General features: G+C 67.7%; 5 protein-coding genes. 2 read left to right on the forward strand and 3 right to left on the reverse strand.

Going from position 1 to position 4,860, the window contains the following annotated elements; all coding sequences use genetic code 11:
- From ACYPYD_RS22280 to ACYPYD_RS22290, 3 genes are all read right to left on the reverse strand, one after another.
- On the reverse strand, window positions 1–460 hold a 460-nt coding region (locus ACYPYD_RS22280; RefSeq protein ID WP_459665587.1), incomplete at its 3' end, for a cytochrome b.
- Window positions 461–587: 127 nt separating this feature from the next.
- A complete protein-coding gene (locus ACYPYD_RS22285) occupies window positions 588–1,988 on the reverse strand; it encodes a porin (RefSeq protein ID WP_459665589.1) in 1,401 nt (466 codons plus the stop codon).
- Window positions 1,989–2,226: 238 nt separating this feature from the next.
- Window positions 2,227–3,216 (reverse strand): PQQ-dependent catabolism-associated beta-propeller protein, encoded by a 990-nt coding sequence (locus tag ACYPYD_RS22290; RefSeq protein ID WP_459665590.1) that lies wholly within the window; start codon window positions 3,214–3,216, stop codon window positions 2,227–2,229.
- Window positions 3,217–3,370: 154 nt separating this feature from the next.
- Here ACYPYD_RS22290 and pedF point away from each other — a divergent pair, with 154 nt between their 5' ends.
- A complete protein-coding gene (pedF, locus tag ACYPYD_RS22295; RefSeq protein WP_459665592.1) occupies window positions 3,371–3,814 on the forward strand; it encodes a cytochrome c-550 PedF in 444 nt (147 codons plus the stop codon).
- A gap of 3 nt (window positions 3,815–3,817) precedes the next feature.
- Window positions 3,818–4,681, forward strand: coding sequence for a substrate-binding periplasmic protein (locus ACYPYD_RS22300; protein WP_036525940.1), 864 nt, complete (start codon window positions 3,818–3,820; stop codon window positions 4,679–4,681).
- The last annotated feature ends 179 nt before the right edge of the window (window positions 4,682–4,860 follow it).

The following is a 4,860-nucleotide window of genomic DNA, read 5'->3' on the forward strand; positions in this document are numbered from 1 at the left end:
AATGATGGCGCAGCGCCGCCGCGATGTGGCCGAGCACCAGCACCAGCAGCACCCAGCCGCCGATCTCGTGGAACTCGTGCCCCGCGCCGTAGATCGCGCTGCCCTTGACGACCGAGAGCTTGGGCCACTGGAACACCCCGAACCACGACAGCGGGTACTTGCCCGCCGACGCGATGATCCAGCCCGACAGCGGCATCGCGATCATGAACAGGTAGAGCACCCCGTGCACCGCATGGGCGAGGCCGACTTCGGCGCGGCTCATCGAGGCCGGGTACGGCGGCGCCTTCCACGCCATGCGCCAGCCGAGCCGCGCCAGCGAGAGCACCAGCACCGTCAGCCCGATCGCCTTGTGGACGGGTATCGCGAAGTGCAGCAGCCCGCTGGCGAGGTTGCCGATGATGAGCAATGCGATGATCCAGTGCAGCGTGCGCGCGCCGGCGTTGTACTTCATGGTGTTCATGGGTCTGACCTCCCGTGCGGCCCCGCTTCGGCCGGGCGTTCCGGAGGTAACTTACGATATTCCATCATGGCTGCGACTCCGGTGATGGTGGCGCGTCGCCCCGGTGCATGCCGGGACGACGCAAGGATCAGAAGAACAGGATGCCGCCCAGCGCGAGGGCGTCGCTCGACGCCTCGTTGCCGGAATGCGCCTTGGCCTTCGAATGGGTGTACTCGCCGATCAGCGTGACCCAGCTGGTCAGGCTGTAGCGGACTTGCCCGACCCAGCTCGAATTGGTGTCGACGAGGTTCGGACTGGCCAGAGCATCGGCCGCGTTCGCATAATGCAGCGAACTCTCGCCATAGCTGCCGCCCACCGCAAACTTGCCGAAGCTGGCGAGCGCCTGAAGGTAGAAGCCGTCGCTCTTGCGGGCGTTGCCGAAGCCGTCGGTGTCGTGCAGCCCCAGTACCGTCGTGCCGAGGCCCTTGGCGGTGTAGTAGTAACCCACCGCCGTGATCGGCCCCGCCGTCAGCTTGCCACCGAAGTCGAGGCCCTGCCCGGTGTAGCTCTGGCCGGTGATCTCGTTGTGGCGCTGCGTCACGCCGCCTGCCCAGGCGCGAAGGCCGATGCCGCCGAGCGTCGCGTCATAGGTGATCTTGCCCTGGAAGCCGGGCTGCGAGTTCTCCTGCGCCGGGCCGGTCAGCGAGGACAGCGGCTGGAACACGCCCACCGATGCCTGCACGCCGCCGAAGCTGGGCGAGGTATAGGTGATCTGCGGCTGGAAGTCGGTGTAGATATAGCCCACGCCGATGCGGCCGAGCGTCGTGTTGCCCGGCGCCACGTTGCCCCCCGGCGTACCGGATGAAAGCAGCGTGATGTCGTTGAGGATCGCCTCCGACCCGAACAGGCCGATGTCGCGGCCGATCTTGAAAGTGCCGACGGTGGACTTGCCGAAGGTCAGGTAGGTCTGGCGGAAATCGATGCCCGCCGTCGCCAGCGCGGTCGGCTGGCCGCCGTTGTTGGCGCCCAGCGCCCCCCATGCGGCCGAGTTGATGCCCGGATACATGCCGAAGAAGGCGCCGATGTCCCAGCCCTCCTGCTTCGTGCTCACCTCGACCTTCAGGAAGCCCGGCAGCAGACCGTTGCGCACCGCGCTGGAATTGCGCGTGCCGACGCTGGCGACGCCGCCGGTGACGGCGGTGGTGGCCGATGCACTCGCCGGGTTGTCGTGGACGTAGAAGCCGTTGACCGAGCCCGAGAACTTGATCGTCGCCGGGCCGACTTCGAGGCCGATGCCGCTCTCGGTACGCTTGACGTAGAGGCCGGGGTCACCGGCGGGCGCGGCTGCGGCGGGTGCCGAGGCCGGAGCGGGTGCGGAGGCTTCGGCCTGCTCCTGCGCGAGCAGCTCGGTGTAGTCCTCGTCGCTGAGAATGCCCTTTTCGTGCAGGCGCTTCAGAAGCGCCTCGCTGCTGCCTGCGTAGGCGGGTGCCATAGCCAGGGCGAGTACGCCCAGCGCGGCACCGCCGCGTAAAATGATCCGCGAAATCATGGATCCGTCCCCCGTTGGAAGTTGTCGTCTATTCCTGCGACTGAGGCGGACCATGCGGCCGGGGCGGGCGGCGCGAAATTGGACTTTGGGCAGTGGTACTTTGGGAGGATAGCGTTTGACCGAGGGGGCTTCGACAAGCTCAGCCTGAGCGGAAATGGGGAATGAGAGCGGGGCCGGGGATGGGAAATTAACCCAAACCCCGCTCGCCCTGAGCTTGTCGAAGGACCACAGCGCTACCTCAGCGCCCCAGCGCTACGCCCCACGGCCCCTCGCCCGCCGGGATCGTCGCGGTGACCTTCATCGCCGCGAGGTCCACCAGCGAGAGGTCGTCACTCGCCCCATTGGCGACCAACGCGCTACCCCCGCCGGGCAGGATCGCGAGATGCCACGGCCGTGCGCCGACCTTGACGTAGCCGCGCACATCCCCGCTCGCCACGTTCACGAGCGCCACGCTGTCCGCCCGGCCGAGCGCCACTACCGCCGTCCTGCCGTCAGCCGTAAAGCGGATGCCGCAAGGCATGACCTTGTAGTCCGGCGCGCCCGGCGGGGCGAAGCGGATTGTCTTCACGACGTCCTTCGAAGCGACATCGGCGACCTGCACCACCCCGCCCACTTCCGCCGCGATCCAGACGTGCTTGCCATCGGGCGTGAACTCGACATGGCGGGGCCGCGCCTCGGTCTCCGTCTCCCCGGCGACGGTGTGGGTGGCGAGGTCGATCCAGGCGACCGAATTATCCTCCTCGCTGGTGACCAGCAGCCACTTGCCGTCCGGGCTTTCCGCGACGCCTTCGGGCTCCTTGCCCACCGTCACCTGCCAGGCGACCTTGCGCGCGGAGAGGTCGATCGCGGTCACCGCCCCGTCGTCCTCGTTGGCGGCGTAGAGCAATTTTCCGTCGTGCGAGGCGAAGAACTGTTCCGGGTCCGCGCCCGAAGGCAAGGTCGCCACCAGCGCGCCGGTGGCCGGGTCGCGCACTTCCACCGCATTGTCGGCGCTGGCACAGACGAGCACGTACTTGCCGTCGCGCGTCATGGTGATCCCGCGCGGACGCTTGCCCACCGGCCACTGCGCCGCCGCCTTGCCCGTAGCCAGATCGACGACGGTGACGGTCGAGGACCGCTCGTTGCTGACATAAGCGCGCGTGACGGCACCATCGGCATCCTGCGCATGGGACGGGGCGGCAGACAGGGCGCAAAGCGCCAGCGCGAAAGTCTTCAGGCTTCTCTCCATGCTGCAAAACCTACGCCTTCCGGCGTCCACAGCAATGGCACCTTGGTCTTGTACCATTGGCCAACTGGTCACCCGCCCGGCCCCGCAGGTATCCGAAAGCAACGTTCGGGAAACAAGGCACGTAAAGCCCGAAGTCGCAGAGGACACCTGATCCATGACCATTCGCATCGGCCGCGCGGTCCTGACCGTTGCCGCCGCCATCACTTCGCTTTCGATCGGCACCAATCTCTACGCCCACGGCGACGTCGTGCCGCAGCCGGTGGACACCTCTGCCCTGCCCGATATCGAAGGCGGCAACGACGTGTGGAAGACCGAGAATCCCTACACCGGCAACGCGAAGGCGATCGCCATCGGTCAGTCCGCCTACGGCCAGAACTGCGCGCGCTGCCACGGCCTCGAAGCCATTTCCGGCGGCATCGCGCCTGATTTGCGCTACCTCGAACTGGGTTCGTCGGGCGACGAGTGGTTCGTCGAGCGCTTCCGCCACGGCTCGGCGCACGACGGCAAGGTCTACATGCCGCCCTTCGGCGACGTGCTGGGCCAGAAGGCCGGCTGGGCGATCCGCGCCTGGCTGGAATCCAAGCACACGGACGAATAAGCGGTGGACCGCCGGTCGCTCATCAAGGGTCTCGGGGCCGTGGGGGCGCTTGCGTCCCTGCGGCCCGCCTCGCTTCTCGCCGCGCCGCTGGAGAAGGTGAAGGCGCTGGGCGCGCTGCGCGTCGGTCTCTACACCGACAACCGCCCGTGGTCGTGGGACGAGAAGGGCAAGCCAGCCGGCATCGACGTCGATCTCGCCCATGCTCTTGCCGAGAAGCTGGGCGTGCGCGCCGACATCGCGCTGTTCACGGCGGACGAGGATCTGTCCGACGACTTGCGCAACGTCATCTGGCGCGGCGGGCTGCTCGGCTTCCAGCCCTGCGACGTGATGCTGCACGTCCCCTTCGACCGCCAGCTGATGGCGCGTGAGGACAACGTCACCTTCCTCGCCCCCTACTACCGCGAGAGTTTCGGCGCGGCCTGCGGTGAGGCAGCGGACTGCGAGGCGATGCCGGTGCGCTGGAAGGGCAAACGAATCGCGGCGGAACTCGATTCGATCCCCGACTTCTACCTGCTCGGCCATGCGGGCGGGGCCTTGTCGAAGGACGTGGTCCACGTCCCCACCGGCTACGAGGCGGTCATGGCCGTCGGCAAGGGCGAGGCGGACGCCGCCGTCGCCAGCACCGCGCAGATCGAGGCCGCCCTGCACGACGCGCCCGACGCGGGCATCGCGCGCCGCAAGGGTTTCCTGCCCGCAATGCTCTCGCCCGGCTGGGACATCGGCATCGCGGTGAAGGAAAACAGCCGCAACCTGGGCTTCGCCATCGAGGAACAGTTCGCCGCGATGGCGAAGGACGGCCGCATGAAGGCGATCTTCGCGCGGTACGGCGTCGAGTGGAAACCCGCGCTGGCCTCGCAGACCGCGTAAAGCTCCGGAGGGGGACGGGGGTGCCGACTGCGACCGGCGCCCCCCGAACCGGAGCCTGTCGTGCTGCTATCCCATCGTCATCCCCATGGCCTTCAGCCCCATGACCTTCGTCATTGCGAGCGTAGCGAAGCAATCCAGAGCCGCCCAAACCGCCCTGGATTGCTTCGCTACGCTCGCAA

The organism is Novosphingobium sp. 11B (genome assembly GCF_054589055.1).

Excerpts from the sequence above, each read along its gene's own strand:
- ACYPYD_RS22285 (WP_459665589.1), bottom strand. The coding sequence starts at position 1,988 with ATGATTTCGCGGATCATTTTACGCGGCGGTGCCGCGCTGGGCGTACTC.
- ACYPYD_RS22290 (WP_459665590.1), bottom strand. The coding sequence starts at position 3,216 with ATGGAGAGAAGCCTGAAGACTTTCGCGCTGGCGCTTTGCGCCCTGTCT.
- pedF (WP_459665592.1), top strand. The coding sequence starts at position 3,371 with ATGACCATTCGCATCGGCCGCGCGGTCCTGACCGTTGCCGCCGCCATC.